This window comes from Hydrogenophaga sp. Root209 (assembly GCF_001428625.1).
Taxonomy (GTDB): domain Bacteria; phylum Pseudomonadota; class Gammaproteobacteria; order Burkholderiales; family Burkholderiaceae_C; genus Hydrogenophaga.
In genome coordinates this window covers 295,761-311,406 of sequence record NZ_LMIE01000030.1, presented here as the reverse complement: position 1 = coordinate 311,406, position 15,646 = coordinate 295,761, and the positions used below count along the sequence as shown (strand labels likewise).

Here is a 15,646-nt window from a genome sequence, read left to right as displayed (position 1 = left end):
GAATATTCTGCATCAATAATTATGAATGATATAAAATCCCGGCCGATCCGTGTCATTTCAACCATCGCCCGCCATGAGCTCAAAAACGCCCGAATTCGCTCCCACCTCTCTTGAAGCCTGGGCCAAGGCCGCCCAGAAGTCGGCACCCGGCGGCGACCTCGGGGCGCTTGACTGGGTCACGCCTGACGGCATCCGCGTCAAGTCGCTGTACACCGCCGAAGACACAGCAGGCCTGCAGCACACCAACACCTTGCCGGGCTTTGAGCCGTTCATTCGCGGGCCGCAGGCCACCATGTACGCGGTGCGCCCCTGGACGATCCGCCAGTACGCGGGCTTCTCCACTGCCGAGGAAAGCAATGCCTTCTACCGCAAGGCCTTGGCCGCGGGCGGGCAGGGCGTGTCGGTCGCGTTCGACCTGGCCACCCACCGCGGCTACGACAGCGACCACCCACGCGTGACCGGCGACGTGGGCAAAGCCGGCGTGGCCATCGACAGCGTGGAGGACATGAAGGTGCTGTTCGACCAGATCCCGCTGGACAAGGTGTCGGTCTCCATGACCATGAACGGCGCGGTGCTGCCGGTGCTCGCGGGCTATGTGGTGGCGGCCGAAGAGCAGGGCGTGGCGCAAGACCAGTTGAGCGGAACGATCCAGAACGACATCTTGAAGGAGTTCATGGTCCGCAACACCTACATCTACCCGCCCGAGCCGTCGATGAAGATCATCGGCGACATCATCGAGTACACGGCCGAGCACATGCCCAAGTTCAACTCGATCTCGATCAGTGGGTACCACATGCAGGAAGCCGGCGCCAACCAGGCGCTGGAACTGGCCTTCACGCTGGCCGACGGCCAGGAGTATGTGAAGACCGCGATCGCCAAGGGCATGGACGTGGACGGCTTCGCCGGGCGCCTGAGTTTCTTCTGGGCGATCGGCATGAACTTCTACCTGGAGATCGCCAAGATGCGCGCAGCCCGCCTGCTGTGGACGCGCATCATGAAAGGCTTCAACGCGAAGAACCCCAAGAGCCTGATGCTGCGCACGCACTGCCAGACCTCGGGCTGGAGCCTCACCGAGCAGGACCCCTACAACAACGTGGTGCGCACCACCGTCGAGGCCATGGCCGCGGTGTTCGGCGGCACGCAGAGCCTGCACACCAACAGCTTTGACGAGGCCATCGCGCTGCCCACCGAGTTCAGCGCACGCATCGCGCGCAACACGCAGCTGATCATCCAGGAAGAGACGCACATCACCAGCGTGGTCGACCCCTGGGCCGGCAGCTACATGATGGAGAGCCTCACGCAGGAGATGGCCGACAAGGCCTGGGCCATCATCGAGGAAGTGCAGGCCATGGGCGGCATGACCAAGGCGGTGGACAGCGGCTGGGCCAAGCTGAAGATCGAAGCGGCGGCTGCAGAAAAGCAGGCGCGCATCGACTCGGGCAAGGACGTCATCGTCGGCGTCAACAAGTACAAGCTCAAAACCGAAGACGCGATCGAATCGCGCGACATCGACAACGTGGCCGTGCGCGACGGACAGATCGAGCGGCTCCAGAAGATCAAGGCCACGCGAGATGCGGCCCAGGTGCAGGCTGCGCTGGAGGCACTGACTGCCGCCGCCGAGAGTGGCGAAGGCAACCTGCTCGATCTGACGATCAAGGCCATGCGCCTGCGCGCCACCGTGGGTGAGGTGAGCGACGCGCTGGAGAAAGTTTTCGGGCGCCATCGCGCCGATACACAAAAGGTGACCGGTGTGTACGCTGCTGCCTACGATTCCGCCGAGGGCTGGGACGCCCTCAAGACCGAGATCAACGCCTTCGCGGAAGCGCAGGGCCGCCGCCCGCGCGTGATGATCAGCAAGCTTGGCCAGGACGGCCACGACCGCGGTGCCAAGGTGGTGGCCACGGCATTTGCCGACCTGGGGTTCGACGTCGACATGGGCCCCCTGTTTCAGACGCCCGAGGAGTGCGCGCGCCAGGCGATCGAAAACGACGTGCACGCTGTCGGTGTCTCGACGCTCGCCGCCGGCCACAAGACGCTGGTGCCGGCGATCATTGCCGAGCTGAAGAAGCAGGGCGCGGACGACATCATCGTCTTCGTCGGCGGCGTGATTCCGCGCCAGGACTACGAGATGCTGTATGAGGCCGGCGTGAAGGGCATCTACGGTCCGGGTACGCCGATTCCGGCGAGTGCCAAGGACGTGCTGGAGCAGATCCGCAAGGCATTGGGTGCTGCTTGAACTCCCACTCCGACTCCACTCTCCGCTGCGACCCCAATCTCCCTTCGGACAGAGTCAACCTCCGTTCGGACTGAGCTTGTCGAAGTCCTCACTCACACATTTCGCGTGAAACCTTTCCACGTCTACCTGTTGCTGTGCCGAGACGGCACCTACTACGCTGGCCACACTGACGAGCTGGAGGCACGCCTGCTGCAGCACCAGACCAGCGACACCGGGTACACGGCAACGCGAAAGCCGGTCCAGCTGGTCTGGCAGGGCGAGTTCGAGTCACGCGAGGGCGCGCTGGCTTTTGAACAGCAGATCAAGGGTTGGTCGCGGGCGAAGAAGGAGGCATTGATCGCTGGGGATTGGGAGCGGGTTCAAGCTCTGGCGCGTTCGAAGCAGGGTGTGGAGGGGCTTCGACAAGCTCAGCCCGAACGGAGTGGAGCTCAGCCCGAACGGAGTGGGACTCAGCCCGAACGGAGTGGGGCTCAGTCCGAACGGAGTGGGGCTCAGTCCGAACGGGCGAAGGCGCTGCTCTTGCCTGCCCATCCATCCGTTCGCCCTGAGCCTGTCGAAGGGCTCACCAACAGCGTCACCTCCGGTTCCCCCATGGCGCAACGCCGCGCCATCGCCAAAGCCATCACCCTGCTCGAATCCACCCGCACCGACCACCGCGCGCAGGGCGACGAACTGCTCACGGCCCTGCTACCGCACACCGGCAAGGCTTTCCGCCTGGGCATCAGCGGCGTGCCGGGCGTGGGCAAGAGCACCTTCATCGAGGCGCTGGGCCTGTACCTCATCGACAAGGGTCACCGCGTGGCGGTGCTCACCGTCGACCCGTCCAGCACCGTGTCGGGCGGCTCGATCCTGGGCGACAAGACGCGCATGGAGAAGCTCTCGGTGCACGAGCAGGCCTACATCCGCCCGAGCCCGAGCAGCGGCACGCTGGGCGGCGTGGCAGAGAAGACGCGGGAGGCCATGCTGGTCTGCGAGGCCGCGGGCTATGACATCGTGATTGTCGAGACCGTGGGCGTGGGCCAGAGCGAGACCGCGGTGAGCGGCATGACCGACATGTTCGTGCTCATGCAACTGCCCAACGCCGGCGATGATTTGCAGGCGATCAAGAAGGGCGTGATGGAGCTGGCCGATCTGGTGGTCATCAACAAGGCCGATCTCGACCCCGACGCCGCCACGCGCGCGCGGGCGCAGATCACCTCGTCATTGCGCCTGCTGGGTCTGCAGGGACACCCCGAACATGCACACCACAACGAGGCCGTCTGGCACCCGCAAGTGATCCAACTCAGTGCCTTGCTGGGCCGGGGTGTCGATGCGTTCTGGGCCGAGGTGTCGCGCTTTCGCACGCTTCAGAGCGACAACGGCCAACTCGCCGTTCGGCGCCAGCAGCAGGCGAAAGCCTGGATGTGGGAGCGCATCGACGCCGGCCTCAAACAACGTTTTCGCGCGCACCCGCAGGTGCGTGCCGCGCTGGACGACGCCTCCCAACGCGTATTGGCCGGCACCTTGCCGGCCAGCACCGCAGCGCGCCAGCTGCTCGATCTTTTTGACTGAATTCCAAGTTATCTCTGGAGAACAACACCATGCAAGACATCCTCGAACAACTCGAAGAAAAACGCGCCGCCGCCCGCTTGGGCGGTGGCGAAAAACGCATTGCCGCGCAACACGCCAAGGGCAAGCTGAGCGCGCGCGAGCGACTGGAAGTGTTGCTGGACGAGGGCACGTTCGAAGAGTGGGACATGTTCGTCGAGCACCGCTGCACCGACTTCGGCATGCAGGACAACAAGATCCCGGGCGATGGTGTGGTCACCGGCTACGGGATGATCAACGGTCGTCTCGTGTTCGTGTTCAGCCAGGACTTCACGGTGTTTGGCGGCGCGCTCTCCGAGGCGCACGCCGAAAAGATCTGCAAGGTGATGGACCAGGCCATGAAGGTCGGCGCGCCGGTGATCGGCCTCAACGACTCGGGTGGTGCGCGCATCCAGGAAGGCGTGGCTTCGCTCGGTGGCTATGCCGACGTGTTCCAGCGCAACGTGATGGCATCGGGCGTGGTGCCTCAGATCAGCATGATCATGGGCCCGTCGGCCGGCGGCGCGGTGTACTCGCCCGCCATGACGGACTTCATCTTCATGGTGAAAGATTCGAGCTACATGTTCGTCACCGGCCCCGAGGTGGTGAAAACCGTGACGCACGAGGAAGTGACGGCCGAGGAGCTGGGCGGCGCCATCACGCACACCACCAAGAGCGGCGTGGCCGACCTGGCCTTTGAGAACGACGTGGAAGCGCTGCTGATGCTGCGCCGGCTCTACAACTACCTGCCGCTGAACAACCGCGAGAAAGCGCCGGTGCGCCCCAGCGGGGACCCGATCGACCGCATGGACATCAGCCTGGACACGCTGGTGCCCGAGAACCCGAACAAGCCCTACGACATGAAGGAGCTGATCGTCAAGACGGTGGACGATGGCGACTTCTTCGAGCTGCAGCCCGAGTACGCCAAGAACATCCTGATCGGCTTCGCGCGCATGGATGGCCAGACGGTGGGCATCGTGGCCAACCAGCCGCTGGTGCTGGCCGGTTGCCTCGACATCAAGAGCAGCATCAAGGCCGCGCGCTTCGTGCGTTTCTGCGATGCCTTCAACATCCCGGTGATCACCTTCGTGGACGTGCCCGGCTTCATGCCCGGCACCTCGCAGGAGTACGGCGGCATCATCAAACACGGCGCCAAGCTGCTCTACGCCTACGCCGAGTGCACGGTGCCCAAGATCACCGTGATCACGCGCAAGGCCTACGGCGGCGCCTACGACGTGATGAGCTCCAAGCACCTGCGTGGCGACGTGAACTTTGCCTGGCCCAACGCCGAGATCGCGGTGATGGGCGCCAAGGGCGCGGTGGAGATCATCTTCCGCGAAGAGAAGAAGGACCCGGCCAAGCTGGCCCTGCGCGAAGCCGAGTACAAGGCCCGTTTCGCGAATCCCTTCGTGGCAGGCGCGCGTGGCTTCATTGATGACGTGATCCTGCCGCACGAGACACGCAAGCGCATCTGCCGCTCACTGGTGATGCTGAAAGACAAGAAGCTCGAGAACCCGTGGCGCAAGCACGGGAACATTCCGCTGTGAGCTGAACGGAGAACAACAAGATGTTTACCAAAATCCTGATTGCCAACCGCGGCGAGATCGCCTGCCGCGTGATCGCCACCGCCAAGAAGATGGGCATCGCCACCGTGGCGGTGTACTCCGAGGCCGACAAGGAAGCGCGTCACGTGCAACTGGCCGACGAAGCCGTGCTGCTGGGCCCGGCGCCCTCGCGCGAGAGTTATCTGATGGCCGACAAGATCATCGAAGCCGCGAAGCAGACCGGCGCGCAGGCGATCCACCCGGGCTACGGCTTCCTGTCGGAAAACGAGGCCTTTGCCAAGCGCGTGGAAGAAGAGGGCATGGCCTTCATCGGCCCCAAGCACTTCAGCATCGCCGCCATGGGCGACAAGATCGCGTCCAAGAAACTGGCCAACGCAGCGAAGGTCAACACCATCCCGGGCTGGAACGACGCCATTGAAAGTGCAGAGCGCGCGGTGGAAATTGCCAAGGACATCGGCTACCCCGTGATGATCAAGGCCAGTGCCGGCGGTGGTGGCAAAGGCTTGCGTGTGGCCTTCAACGACAAGGAAGCCTTTGAGGGTTTCACGAGCTGCCGCAACGAGGCGCGCAACAGCTTCGGCGACGACCGCATCTTCATTGAAAAATTCGTGCAGGAGCCGCGCCACATCGAGATCCAGGTGCTGGGCGATTCGCATGGCAACGTGATCTACCTGAACGAGCGCGAGTGCTCCATCCAGCGCCGCCACCAGAAGGTGATCGAAGAGGCACCGTCGCCCTTCATCAGCGACGCCACCCGCAAGGCCATGGGCGAGCAGGCCGTGGCGCTGGCCAAGGCGGTGAACTACCAGAGCGCGGGCACGGTGGAGTTCGTGGTCGGCAAGGACCAGGATTTCTACTTTCTGGAGATGAACACGCGCCTGCAGGTGGAGCACCCGGTGACCGAGTGCATCACCGGCGTTGACCTGGTGGAACTGATGATCCGCGTGGCCGCCGGCGAGAAGCTGCCGCTGACGCAAGACCGGGTCAAGCGTGAGGGCTGGGCGATCGAATGCCGCATCAATGCCGAAGATCCGTTCCGCAACTTCCTGCCCAGCACCGGGCGGCTGGTGCGCTTTGCGCCACCCACGCAGAGCATGTGGCAGGGCAACACGGCCGATCTGCTGGGCGTGCGCGTGGACACCGGCGTGCAGGATGGCGGTGAGATTCCAATGTTCTACGACTCCATGATCGCCAAGCTGATCGTGCACGGCAAAGACCGGCAAGAGGCGATTGCCAAGATGCGCGAGGCCCTCAACGGATTCGTCATTCGAGGTATCAGCAGCAACATTCCGTTCCAGGCCGCGCTGCTGGCGCATCCGAAATTTGTGGCCGGTGACTTCAACACCGGCTTCATCGCCGAGCACTACGGCCAGGGCTTCCGCGCGGAAGACGTGCCGCACGACGACGCCGATTTCCTGGTGGCGCTGGCCGCCTTCGTGCGCCGCAAGTCGCGCGAACGCGCGGCGGGTCTGTCGGGCCAGTTGCCCGGCTATGGTGTCAAGGTCGGTCACGACTTCCGCGTGATCGTGCTGGGTACCACCGGTGAGCATCTCTACAAGCCGGTGCATGTGGACGAGGTGGTGGGCCAGCTCGGCTCGGCCGTGGTCACGGTGGCCGACAAGCGCTATGCCATCAGCAGCCCTTCGCGGCTGAACGACATCTGCATCACCGGCGAGTGCAACGGCCAGGCCTTCACTGCGCAGATCGAGCGCGGCACGCCGCGCAACCCGCTGGCACTGGTGGTGCAGCACAACGGCACCCGCATCGAGACCATGGTGGTCTCGCCTCGCATGGCCGAACTGCACGCGCTCATGCCCTTCAAGGCGCCGGCCGACATGAGCAAATACGTGCTCTCGCCGATGCCTGGCCTGCTGGTGGACGTGGCGGTGCAGCCTGGCCAGAAGGTGCAGGCCGGTGAGCGGGTGGCCGTGATTGAAGCCATGAAGATGGAGAACGTGCTGTTCGCCGCGGCCGATGGCGTGGTGGGCAAGGTGCTCGCCTCCAAGGGCGAATCGCTGGTGGTGGACCAGCCCATCGTCGAGTTCGAATGAGTTCCGGCCGGGCCTGTGCCCCACAGACAACGGGGTTTGAATTGCGCTACCCTGTCGTTCACAACGACTCTGAAGGGCTTCGCATGCGGCACGGTCTGGCTTTTGCACTGGGTTACCTGCGCCACCCCAGGCGCGTCGGGGCCATCGCCCCCGCCTCCAAAGCCCTGGCGCAGGCCATCCTGATCGAGGTCATGCGATCGGATCCCAGGATCTTGATCGAGGTGGGAGCCGGCACTGGCGCCATCACCCGCGCCTTGCTGCCTGCGCTGGCCCGGATCGAGCGTTTCATGGTGATCGAGCGCGACCCCGGCTTCGCCCAGTTGCTGTGCAGAAATTTCCCCGATCTGGAGGTGCTGAACCATTGCGCCACCCGGCTCGACGCGCTGGACATCGAGGCGCAATGCCCGGTGACGGTGGTGTCTTCATTGCCTTTGCTGTCGATGACCCGCGAAGAAGCGCATGGCTGCATTGACGCCATGGTCGCCCTGATCGAAAGCCGCCCGGGGTCGCGCCTCATCCAGTACACCTACGCCTCGCCCCATCTGCGCCCCTTCAACGATATCCCCATCGGCTGGCGTTGGCGCCGGGCCGCTTCCATCTGGGCCAACCTGCCGCCGGCCACGGTCTGGACGCTGGAGCAGGCCAGCCACCCGTCCTCCCACACCCACAACGGTTTTCACTGACGCATGAGCACACCGGTCTTCCCCGCCCGCCCCTTCAAGGTCTTGGGCATCCAGCAGATCGCCATCGGCGGACCCGACAAACAGCGTCTGCAGAAGCTCTGGGTCGACATGCTCGGCCTGGAGGTGACGGGCACCTTTCGCAGCGAGCGCGAGAACGTCGATGAAGACATATGCGCCATCGGCAGCGGGCCCTTCAAGGTCGAAGTCGACCTGATGCAGCCGCTGGACCCGGAGAAGAAGCCCGCGGTGCACACCACGCCGCTCAACCACATCGGCCTGTGGATCGACGATCTGCCCACCGCCGTGAAATGGCTGACCGGCCAAGGTGTGCGGTTTGCGCCGGGCGGTATTCGCCCGGGGGCGGCGGGTTTCGACATCACCTTCCTGCACCCCAAGGCCAACGACGAGTTCCCGATCGCCGGGGAGGGCGTGTTGATCGAGCTGGTGCAGGCGCCGCCCGAGGTGGTCAGCGCGTTTGCCAGGCTCGCGGCTTAACCCGGCTGAGCCCGGCGCGCGCCATCACGCCGCGGTCATCCCGCCGGCGAGGCGGCGACCACCAGGTTCCAGGTTTCGCGCGCCAGGCGCTCGCACACCACCGAAACGGTGAGCAAACGGGGTTTTCGGCCGCTGTTCCAGGTTATGCGCACAGTCGCGTCGTCCTACGCTTGAGGCATCCCGAAGCCACGTTCTCATCACCGGTGGCCCAACCGCCCAAGGAGCCCGCCATGAGCCAGGTCCCGACCCGACAACTGCGAGAAACCGCACCTACAGCGCTCGCCGCGGTGATCTGCCACGCGCGCGACGCGTCGCAGAGTTGGCCCCACAACCTGGCCGATGACGCGCTTCGCGTGATGGCGGTGCAACTGTTCCGGCATTTTGAAGCCCGTCAATCGGGCATTTCTGCTCCCCATTGAATACGAGTGGCGTCTCAAGCCAGCCCCTTTCAGGCCGATACATAGACAACCCCTAGAGGAGAGACACGCGCATGTCCGGCATTCACCCCTTGTCCCCCGGCGTCTGGCTGATGCGACGCCTGCGCCTGCGCAGCAAGTTGCTGCTGCTGGCCGCCGCCTCTCTGCTGCCCCAGGTGGTCGCCTGGATGGTGTCCGGGCCGCCCTCGGCGGGCGCCTGGGTGCTGGGCATCGAGCTCGCTGGTGCTGGCGTGCTGGTCTACCTCATGCTGAGCTTCTACGTCAGCTTCACGAGCGACTTCCGGCAGGTGCTCGCCAGCATGGAGCAGACGGCCTCGGGCAACCTGCGCACCGTGCTGAAGGTACGCGGCGCCGACGAGCTGGCCGACCTCACCCGCCTGCTTGACAGCATGGTCGGCAATCTCTCGTCCATGGTGGCCGAGGTACGCAGCAACTCGGCCCTGGTGGCCCACGCCGGCAAGAGCCTGGCCACCGGCAACCGCGATCTGGCCGACCGCACAGAACAACAAGCCGCCAATCTCGAACAGACCGCCGCCAGCGTGCATGAACTCTCCAGCACGGTGCAGCAAAATGCCCAGACCGCCGGCGACTCCGACAGCCAGGCTGCCCAGGTGCGCGATGTGGCCGAATCGGGCGCGAAGTCGATGGGCCGCGCGGTCGAGTCGGTCGAGGGGATCCAGAAAAGCGCGCAGCAGATGAACGAGATCATCGGCGTGATCGACAGCCTGGCGTTCCAGACCAACATCCTGGCGCTCAATGCGGCGGTGGAAGCCGCCCGGGCAGGCGAGCAGGGCAGGGGCTTTGCGGTGGTGGCGGCCGAGGTGCGTTCGCTGGCCCAGCGCTCGGCCGCATCCGCCAAGGAAATCCGCCAACTCATCGAAGCCTCGCGCCAGCAGGTGGAGGCCAGCGTGGTGCAGATTCGCACCGCCGGCAGCAGCATCCAGCAGATCGCCAACGGCGTGCGCGGCGTGGCTGCCAACATGTCGCTGATCTCGGCCTCCAGCGCCGAGCAGAGCACCGGCCTGAGCGAGATCTCGTCGGCCGTCTCGCAGTTGGACGAGATCACCCAGCGCAATGCGCAGATGGTTGAGCGCGCCGTGGCGCAGGCCGACCAGCTCGAGCAGCGTGCCGCCCACCTGTCCAAAGCCGTGTCCTCCTTCATGCTGCAGCAGGGCACCGCCGAAGAGGCCATGCTGCTCGTGGATCGGGCGCAGGCCATGCGCCAGCAGCGCGGGCGCGATGCCTTCGTGCGCGAGATCACCACACCGGCCAATGGATTTCACGACCGCGACATGTACGTGTTTGCCTTGGACCGCAACGGCGTCTACCGCTCGTTTGGTGGCAAGCCCGAAAAGGTGGGCAGCCGCGTGCAGGACATTCCCGGCATCGACGGCCAGGCGCTGCTCAATGCCATCGTTTCGCAGGCCGAAGCCGGCCCGGGCTGGGTCGAGTACGACATCGGCAACCCGGCCAACGGCAGCATCCAGGCCAAGATGTCGTATGTGGTGAAGGTGGACGACCTGTATGTGGGCTGCGGCGTCTACAAGACCGCCGCAGCGCGCCAGATCGCCTGATTCAGACGCTGTTTCAGGCCCGGTTCAGAGGTTTGTGCGCTTGGCCCTGGCCCGGGCAAGCGCGGCCTCGATCACCGCGCGTTTCTTGTCCAGCAGGGCCTCATCGGTGATCCGTGAATGCGCGGCCAGGTCGGTCAACTTTTCCTTCGCCTTGGCTTCGAGCCGATCCTCGTGCTCCAGCTTTTCGCGTGCCAGGCGGTCTTGCCTTGCCAGGTAGCGCGCCTGGCCCTGGCGCGCCTGCTCGGCCGTCCAGGCCTGCCAACCGGTGCGCTCGCCGCTGACGATCTCCAGCGAAATGCAGTCCACCGGGCACACCGGCAAACAGAGCTCGCAGCCGGTGCAGACGGGCTCGATCACCGTGTGCATGCGCTTGTTGCTGCCCACGATGGCATCGGTCGGGCAGACCTTGATGCACAGCGTGCAGCCGATACACCAGGCCTCGTCGATCACGGCCACCGTCACCGGGCCTTCGATCCCGTTGTGGGGGTTCAGCGGCTTGGCGAGCCGTCCTGTGATGGCAGCCAGGCGCTCGATGCCTTCGGCTCCGCCGGGGGGGCATTGGTTGATGTCGGCGTCGCCATCGGCCACGGCCCGCGCATAGCTCGCGCAGTCGGGGTAGCCGCAGCGCGTGCACTGGGTCTGCGGCAGGGCGGCGTCAATGCGCCGTGCGAGGTCTTTCATGACGGCCAATATACCGGCGCCTGTGAAGGCCGCCGGGCTTCAGGCGCGAACCCGCTCAAGCCTTGGTGTTGCGCGCCTTGCGGGCGGTGGGCGCCTTGGCTGCGGGTTTGGTCACCACTTTCGGCGCCTTCGCCTGGGCTTTGGCCACAGCCTTGACGGCCTGCTTGGCCGGTGCCCTGGTCGCGGCATTGGCTCGCTTGGGCGCAGTGGCTGGGGCCGCCGGCGCCGCCACCTCCGTGGGTTGGTGAACTTTGAGGAACGCCTTCACCACCGGATGCACGAACTCGCGCCAGCGGCGGCCGCTGAAGATGCCGTAGTGGCCCGCGCCTGCGGCTTCGTAGTGCATCCGGTGCGTCTTGGGAATGCCGGTGCACAGGTCGTGCGCGGCGGCCGTCTGCCCAGAACCCGAAATGTCGTCCAGTTCACCTTCAATGGTGAGCAGGGCTGTGTGCTGAATGTCCTGCGGGCGCACGCGCTCGAGCTTGCCTTGCGGGTTCTTCACCTCCCAGGTGCCGTTGACGAGTTTGAAGTCCTGGAACACCGTGTCGATGGTTTCCAGGTAGTAGTCGGCATCCATGTCCAGCACGGCGTTGTACTCGTCGTAAAACTTGCGGTGACTCTCGGCGCTCTCGTTGTCGCCCTTGATCAGGTCCTTGAAGTAGTCGTAGTGGCTGGACGCATGGCGGTCCGGGTTCATGGCCACGAAGCCGGTGTGTTGCAGGAAACCGGGGTACACCCGGCGGCCAGCACCGGGGAAGCTGTCGGGCACGCGGTAGATCACGTTGTTCTCGAACCAGCTGTGGGCACGCTGGGTAGCCAGGTTGTTCACCGCGGTGGGCGATTTGCGGGCATCGATCGGGCCGCCCATCATCGTCATGGACAGCGGCGTGGTCTCGCCCCGGCTGGCCATGAGAGACACGGCGGCGAGCACTGGCACGGTGGGCTGGCACACGCTGATCACGTGGCAGTTGCCATAACCTTTTTGCAGGTGGCGAATGAACTCCTGCACGTAGTTCACATAGTCGTCGAGGTGGAACTCACCCTCGGACAAGGGCACCAGGCGGGCGTTTTTCCAGTCGGTGATGTAGACCTTGTGGTCCTTGAGCATCGTGCGCACGGTGTCGCGCAGCAGCGTGGCGTAGTGGCCGGAGAGGGGGGCCACGATCAGTACCACGGGTTCGCCCTTGAGCTTGGCGAGCGTGCTGGTGTCGTCAGAGAAACGCTTGAAACGGCGCAGTTCGCAGAACGGCTTGTCGATTTCGATGCGCTCGTGGATCGCCACGTCCACCCCGTCGACGTCCACCGTGTGGATGCCAAACACCGGCTTCTCGTAGTCCTTGCCGAGGCGGTGCATCAGGTCGTAGCCTGCGGAGATGCGCTGGGCGATGGGCAACTGGGCCAGGGGCAGGCTCGGGTTGGTGAAAAGCTTCGCGGCCACCTCAGCCAAGTCCGAAAACGGCTCCATCATGGAGCGTTGTGTCTCGTAAATTTGATAGAGCATGGTTGTCCGATTTCGTTATGTTGCAGTGCAATATAGCAGCATGCACCCAGGAGCGTTAGCGTGATAACACCTAATTTAAAGGGCCATTTGTCACCTTCGTGAAAGAATCTGGATCACCGATTTCTGCCACCTGCCAGACGGTATTCACCCGCCCACCCCATGTCCGGATCCACCGCGTCAGAACCGCCCACAGCCATCTGGAGTGATTTGCCTGCTGCTGCGCCTTTGCCCGTTCCCGCAGGCCGACATCCCGGTGATCCAGCTCAGCATGGGACTACAACCGGCCTGCCGCCGAGCATTTCGCCATCGGCCGCCAGCTGGCACAGCTGCGCCAGCGTGGCGTGCTGATCGTTGGCAGCGGGAACGCGGTTCACAACCTGCGCACCATGCGCCGCGACGCGCCCGACAACCAGGCTTACGACTGGGCTATTGAGTTCGATCGCGTCACCGCCGATCACATTCTTCAATGGCGACTGCCGGCGCTCTGTGATTTTCTGCAGTTGGGTGCCGTGGCGCAGATGGCGCATCCCAGCTGGGAACATCACCTGCCGCTGCTGTACGCAGCGGGCGCCGAGCAGGAAGACGATGAGCCGCGCTTCTTCAACGAGGGATTCCAGGGTGTCTCGATCTCAATGCGATCGGTGATTTGGGGTTGACGGCTTTGACCCATGAAAAGGGCCGCTCAAGAGCGGCCCTTTGTTGTTGAGCGAAGGCTGCTCAGACCACCTTGGCAATCGACTGGCAGACGTAGTCGATGTTCTTGCTGTTAAGCGCGGCCACGCACATGCGTCCAGTGTCGGTTCCGTATACGCCGAATTCGGTGCGCAGGCGCACCATCTGGTCCTTGTTGAGGCCGGAGTAGCTGAACATGCCGATTTGGCTGGTGATGAAGCCCATGTCTTGCTTGACACCGGCGGCCTTGAGGCCATCGACCAGTTTCTGACGCATGGCCTTGATGCGCACACGCATCTCGCCGAGTTCTTTTTCCCAAAGGGTGCGCAGCTCAGGGTTGTTGAGCACGGCCGCCACCACCGCACCGCCGTGGATGGGCGGGTTGGAGTAGTTGGTGCGGATAGCGATCTTGAGTTGCGACAGCACGCGCGAGGCTTCTTCGGCGCTTTCGCAGAGCACCGACAACGCTCCCACGCGCTCGCCGTACAGGCTGAAGCTCTTGGAGAACGAAGTAGAGACAAAGAACACCAGACCCGCAGCCACGAACTTGCCGATGACCGCCCCGTCTTCGGCGATCCCGTGGCCAAAACCCTGGTAGGCCATGTCAAGGAAAGGTGTGAGGTTGCGTGCTTTCACCACCGCGATCACCTGGTCCCATTGCTCGGGAGTGATGTCGTAGCCGGTGGGATTGTGGCAACAGGCATGTAGCACAACGATGGTGCCCGGGGCCGCCGCATTCAGGCTGGCCAGCATGCCGTCGAAGTTGACACCGCGTTTTTCGGCGTCGTAATAAGCGTAGGCGCCTACCGTGAAACCGGCGTTGGTGAAGAGGGCGCGGTGGTTTTCCCAGCTCGGGTCGCTGATCAGCACCGTGGCATCGGGGTTCAGCCGTTTGAGGAAGTCGGCGCCGATCTTCAAGCCACCCGTACCGCCGATGGCCTGCACGGTCGCCACCCGACCAGACTTCACCGGCTCTGAGTCGACACCGAACACCAGCCCTTTGACGGCAGCGTCATAGGCGGCAATGCCGTCGATGGGGAGGTAGCCACGTGCGGTGGGCTTGTCCATCATGGTCTTTTCAGCGCTTTGAACGCACTGCAGCAATGGAAGCTTGCCGTTGTCGTCGAAATAAACGCCCACTCCCAAGTTCACCTTGTTGGGATTGGTGTCGGCGGCAAATTGTTCGTTCAGACCGAGAATTGGGTCGCGCGGTGCCATTTCGACGGCGGTGAAGAGGGACATGCTGAGGTTCCTGAGGGTTGATGACAGAGTCGCCGCGCATTTTAAAGCGCCCGCTTGTTGTATCCACCCAAGGTGAAGACGTACCCTCTGTGATCCTGATGCATCTGTGCTTCAGCGTACTGAAGCAAAACTAAATCGACGGCCGTGCGCACGCTTCCTCAGTTTGGGTACTTCGTCACACTTTGCGGGTAGTCATCGTGCGGTGGTGTGCGGTATATTCAAAAAGACCGTTAACTTTTATTAACATTTCCCCGTGATTTTGAGGACGTGGACCATGCAAAAACATACTTCAGAACTCATGCGTACTTCCGCTCGCCATGTCGCGGCACTGGCCATGGTGCTCGGCGCAACCGGCTGCGCCACCCAGAGCGCCAATCCTCCCGCGCCGGCCCTCGCCTCCAGCCCTGACTACAACTACATTGTCGGCCCCGGTGACAGCCTCAATATCAACGTGTGGCGCAATCCTGAGCTTTCCTCAAGCGTCCCCGTTCGCCCCGATGGCAAGGTGTCCACCCCATTGGTGGATGAGTTGGTTGCCCAGGGCAAGACACCCACGCAGATCGCCCGCGATGTAGAGACAGCGTTGGCGAAGTTCGTTCGTGACCCGGTCGTCACTGTCATCGTCACCAATTTCGTTGGCCCGTACAGCGAACAGATTCGTGTGGTGGGCGAGGCCGCCAAGCCGCAGTTTCTGCCGTACAAGCAGAAGATGACCGTGATGGACGTGATGATCGCGGTGGGAGGTCTGACCGACTTTGCGGACGGCAACAAGGCCACCATCATCCGGGCCAGCGACAGCAACAAACGCTACAGCGTTCGCCTGAAAGATCTGGTCAAGCGTGGCGACATCTCCGCCAACGTGGAAATGCTCCCAGGTGACATCCTGATCATTCCTCAGGGCTGGTTCTGATCTCGGCTTTTGCCGCATCCTGAATTCTGCCGC

The 15,646-nt window shown here is 63.8% G+C and carries 12 protein-coding genes and 2 pseudogenes; 11 read left to right on the top strand and 3 right to left on the bottom strand.

Annotated features, from left to right (window positions below; translation table 11 throughout):
• Window positions 1-73: 73 nt before the first annotated feature.
• From scpA to ASE11_RS18180, 9 genes and pseudogenes are all read left to right on the top strand, one after another.
• Window positions 74-2,236, top strand: coding sequence for a methylmalonyl-CoA mutase (gene scpA, locus ASE11_RS18215; protein ID WP_056274937.1), 2,163 nt, complete (start codon window positions 74-76; stop codon window positions 2,234-2,236).
• A gap of 105 nt (window positions 2,237-2,341) precedes the next feature.
• A pseudogene (locus ASE11_RS26740) lies at window positions 2,342-2,551 on the top strand (GIY-YIG nuclease family protein); the annotation flags it as partial.
• Window positions 2,552-2,755: 204 nt separating this feature from the next.
• The gene (gene meaB, locus ASE11_RS18210; RefSeq protein ID WP_268766314.1) at window positions 2,756-3,787 is read left to right on the top strand and encodes a methylmalonyl Co-A mutase-associated GTPase MeaB; all 1,032 of its coding nucleotides are present in this window, start codon (window positions 2,756-2,758) and stop codon (window positions 3,785-3,787) included.
• Between the two features lie 29 nt (window positions 3,788-3,816).
• Complete coding sequence (locus tag ASE11_RS18205; protein WP_056274933.1) at window positions 3,817-5,349, top strand: acyl-CoA carboxylase subunit beta; 1,533 nt, start codon at window positions 3,817-3,819, stop codon at window positions 5,347-5,349.
• A gap of 20 nt (window positions 5,350-5,369) precedes the next feature.
• Entirely contained in the window at window positions 5,370-7,418 is a 2,049-nt protein-coding gene (locus ASE11_RS18200) for an acetyl/propionyl/methylcrotonyl-CoA carboxylase subunit alpha (RefSeq protein ID WP_056274931.1), read from the top strand.
• 83 nt (window positions 7,419-7,501) lie between these two features.
• On the top strand, window positions 7,502-8,101 hold the full coding sequence (locus tag ASE11_RS18195) for a class I SAM-dependent methyltransferase (protein WP_056274929.1): 600 nt from the start codon (window positions 7,502-7,504) through the stop codon (window positions 8,099-8,101).
• A gap of 3 nt (window positions 8,102-8,104) precedes the next feature.
• Entirely contained in the window at window positions 8,105-8,596 is a 492-nt protein-coding gene (locus tag ASE11_RS18190) for a VOC family protein (protein ID WP_056274927.1), read from the top strand.
• A gap of 230 nt (window positions 8,597-8,826) precedes the next feature.
• Window positions 8,827-9,015: a hypothetical protein gene (locus tag ASE11_RS18185; RefSeq protein ID WP_056274925.1), complete on the top strand. Its 189-nt coding sequence runs from the start codon at window positions 8,827-8,829 to the stop codon at window positions 9,013-9,015.
• 71 nt (window positions 9,016-9,086) lie between these two features.
• On the top strand, window positions 9,087-10,607 hold the full coding sequence (locus tag ASE11_RS18180; protein ID WP_056274923.1) for a methyl-accepting chemotaxis protein: 1,521 nt from the start codon (window positions 9,087-9,089) through the stop codon (window positions 10,605-10,607).
• Window positions 10,608-10,631: 24 nt separating this feature from the next.
• Here the strand turns inward: ASE11_RS18180 and rsxB are convergent, their stop codons facing one another.
• The gene (gene rsxB / locus ASE11_RS18175) at window positions 10,632-11,288 is read right to left on the bottom strand and encodes an electron transport complex subunit RsxB (protein WP_056274920.1); all 657 of its coding nucleotides are present in this window, start codon (window positions 11,286-11,288) and stop codon (window positions 10,632-10,634) included.
• 55 nt (window positions 11,289-11,343) lie between these two features.
• A complete protein-coding gene (locus tag ASE11_RS18170; protein WP_056274919.1) occupies window positions 11,344-12,789 on the bottom strand; it encodes a polyhydroxyalkanoate depolymerase in 1,446 nt (481 codons plus the stop codon).
• Between the two features lie 232 nt (window positions 12,790-13,021).
• Here ASE11_RS18170 and ASE11_RS18165 point away from each other — a divergent pair.
• A pseudogene (locus tag ASE11_RS18165) lies at window positions 13,022-13,445 on the top strand (dioxygenase); the annotation flags it as partial.
• A 61-nt stretch (window positions 13,446-13,506) separates the two neighbouring features.
• Here ASE11_RS18165 and ASE11_RS18160 read toward each other — a convergent pair.
• Entirely contained in the window at window positions 13,507-14,703 is a 1,197-nt protein-coding gene (locus ASE11_RS18160; RefSeq protein ID WP_056274915.1) for an amino acid aminotransferase, read from the bottom strand.
• A gap of 274 nt (window positions 14,704-14,977) precedes the next feature.
• On the opposite strand from ASE11_RS18160, the gene ASE11_RS18155 reads away from it, so the two are divergent.
• Window positions 14,978-15,613 carry an XrtA/PEP-CTERM system exopolysaccharide export protein gene (locus ASE11_RS18155; RefSeq protein ID WP_056274912.1) on the top strand — a complete coding sequence of 212 codons (636 nt, stop codon included), beginning with the start codon at window positions 14,978-14,980 and terminating at the stop codon, window positions 15,611-15,613.
• Window positions 15,614-15,646 lie beyond the last annotated feature (33 nt).

Excerpts from the sequence above, each read along its gene's own strand:
- ASE11_RS18180 (WP_056274923.1), top strand. The coding sequence starts at position 9,087 with ATGTCCGGCATTCACCCCTTGTCCCCCGGCGTCTGGCTGATGCGACGC.
- ASE11_RS18205 (WP_056274933.1), top strand. The coding sequence starts at position 3,817 with ATGCAAGACATCCTCGAACAACTCGAAGAAAAACGCGCCGCCGCCCGC.
- ASE11_RS18155 (WP_056274912.1), top strand. The coding sequence starts at position 14,978 with ATGCAAAAACATACTTCAGAACTCATGCGTACTTCCGCTCGCCATGTC.
- ASE11_RS18200 (WP_056274931.1), top strand. The coding sequence starts at position 5,370 with ATGTTTACCAAAATCCTGATTGCCAACCGCGGCGAGATCGCCTGCCGC.
- ASE11_RS18190 (WP_056274927.1), top strand. The coding sequence starts at position 8,105 with ATGAGCACACCGGTCTTCCCCGCCCGCCCCTTCAAGGTCTTGGGCATC.
- ASE11_RS18185 (WP_056274925.1), top strand. The coding sequence starts at position 8,827 with ATGAGCCAGGTCCCGACCCGACAACTGCGAGAAACCGCACCTACAGCG.
- ASE11_RS18160 (WP_056274915.1), bottom strand. The coding sequence starts at position 14,703 with ATGTCCCTCTTCACCGCCGTCGAAATGGCACCGCGCGACCCAATTCTC.
- scpA (WP_056274937.1), top strand. The coding sequence starts at position 74 with ATGAGCTCAAAAACGCCCGAATTCGCTCCCACCTCTCTTGAAGCCTGG.
- ASE11_RS18195 (WP_056274929.1), top strand. The coding sequence starts at position 7,502 with ATGCGGCACGGTCTGGCTTTTGCACTGGGTTACCTGCGCCACCCCAGG.
- rsxB (WP_056274920.1), bottom strand. The coding sequence starts at position 11,288 with ATGAAAGACCTCGCACGGCGCATTGACGCCGCCCTGCCGCAGACCCAG.
- ASE11_RS18170 (WP_056274919.1), bottom strand. The coding sequence starts at position 12,789 with ATGCTCTATCAAATTTACGAGACACAACGCTCCATGATGGAGCCGTTT.